The organism is Microcystis sp. M49636_WE2, from assembly GCF_030065375.1.
Lineage (GTDB): Bacteria > Cyanobacteriota > Cyanobacteriia > Cyanobacteriales > Microcystaceae > Microcystis > Microcystis aeruginosa_C.
The window spans coordinates 1-1,926 of record NZ_JASJFG010000494.1; the positions used below are offsets into that span (position 1 = coordinate 1).

General features: G+C 39.4%; 1 protein-coding gene. It reads left to right on the forward strand.

Annotated elements, in window-relative coordinates; all coding sequences use genetic code 11:
- Nucleotides 1–1,776, forward strand: a 1,776-nt coding sequence (locus tag PX484_RS11600; protein ID WP_288103922.1) for a single-stranded-DNA-specific exonuclease RecJ, incomplete at its 5' end; no start/stop codon positions are given.
- Nucleotides 1,777–1,926: the final 150 nt, after the last annotated feature.

Below are 1,926 nucleotides of genomic sequence, written 5' to 3' on the forward strand. Positions count from 1 at the left end.
ATCATCACCGATCATCATACCCTACCCGACGAGCGCCCCGAGGTGATTGCCCTGATTAATCCCCGCTACTTTGTGGAAACCCATCCTTTCTATCATCTTTCTGGGGTTGCCGTTGCTTATAAATTAGTGGAAGCGATGTATATAACCCTGCCAGATATTCCCAGAAAACCCCTAGAAAATTTACTCGATTTAGTTGCGATTGGTTTAATTGCCGATTTAGTCAAATTGACGGGAGAATGTCGTTATTTAGCCCAAAAAGGTATTCAAAAACTCCAAAACACTCAGCGTTTGGGAGTTAAAAAATTACTCGATTTATGTAACAAAACCGGAGATAGACCGCTGGATATATCCTTCGGTATTGGACCGCGCATTAATGCCGTCAGTCGCATTTATGGCGATGCCAGATTTTGTGTAGAATTACTTACCAGTGAAGATGAAAAACGTTGTCACGAATTAGCTGAACAAGCGGAATTGGCCAATATTCGTCGCCAAGAAATCCAACGGGATATTATTAAACAAGTTCAGAAAAAATTAGAGAGAATTGATCTTTCTACCACTAATGTAATTATTTTAGATGATCCCCAATGGATGGCGGGAATTTTAGGATTAGTTGCGGGACAAATTGCCCAAGAATACCAACGACCAACAATTTTATTAAGTACCAGTGAACCACCTTTTGCTAAGGGTTCCGCTCGGTCAATTCGCGAGATCGATCTCTATCAATTAGTATCCTCTCAATCCCATCTTTTACATCGTTTTGGTGGTCATCCTTTGGCCGCAGGTTTAAGTTTAACCATAGAAAATTTACCCCTATTTATTGAGGGAATTAATCAACAGTTGCGACGCACAGGAATTGATTTAACTTCCCTTTCTTCCGAGATAGAAGTGGATGCGGTGGTGACGGTTTCCCAATTGGGAAAAAGTCTATTTCGAGAATTAAAATTACTGGAACCCTGCGGGATGGGTAATCCGACACCGAAGCTATTAATTCAAAATTGTTATTTTCAAAATCTTTGGCATAAAAATCTTGAGGATTTCAAAGGCAAAAAAATCGCTTATCCCCGGACAACTTTTGAGATCTGGGATAGTTCAATCGAGCAGGGTTTCCCCGGTATGTGGTGGGGTCATCACAAAGACGAAATTGCTGCCGATACCCGTTATGATGCCGTAGTCGAATTAGATTTTAATACCTACAAAAATCGCTATGAAGTGCGCTTAATTGCCTTGCATCCCTATCAACAAGAATCCCTAACCTATAGCAATAAAAAAGATTTTTTAATCGACAATCGCCATCGAGAAATTAGTCAAGAAGTTAGCCAATTAAATCCCCTTTTTCTCCTGGAATGTCCCCGGGATTGGACAAAACTTTCCAGGGAATATCAACAGGCAATTTTACGCGATAAAAAGTTAGTTCTTGCCTATGCTAGTCCTTTGAAAAAATCCGCTCACACCACATGGATAAACCTTGTGGGGATTGGGAAATATTTAGCTAGAACTAAAACCAGTATTTCCCGTCAACAATTACAAAACCGCTTAAACCTCAGTTATCATACCCTAGAATTAGGATTAATTTTCCTAGCAGAAAATGGCTTTAAAGTCAAGAAAAATCAAGAAAATTTATCCTTTGAATTAGTCAATCATGAGGCAAAAATTAATAAGATTGAGCAATTTCTAGAAGCAGTGGCCCTAGAAAACTTTCTCCAGCAATACTTTGCTACTGTTCCCCTAGAAATTCTGCAAACAATTCTTAATCATGAAGACTCGATCGATTTCTAGTTATAACCCGGCTCTCTTGGATTTGGTGGGTAAAATGTATTCTAAGATACATTCCTTCTAGCGAGGGGGTGGAACGAACCACAAAGACACAAAGGACACAAAGATTGATCGATCATATTGTAAGTTAAACTTATCACACAGAACCTAGAA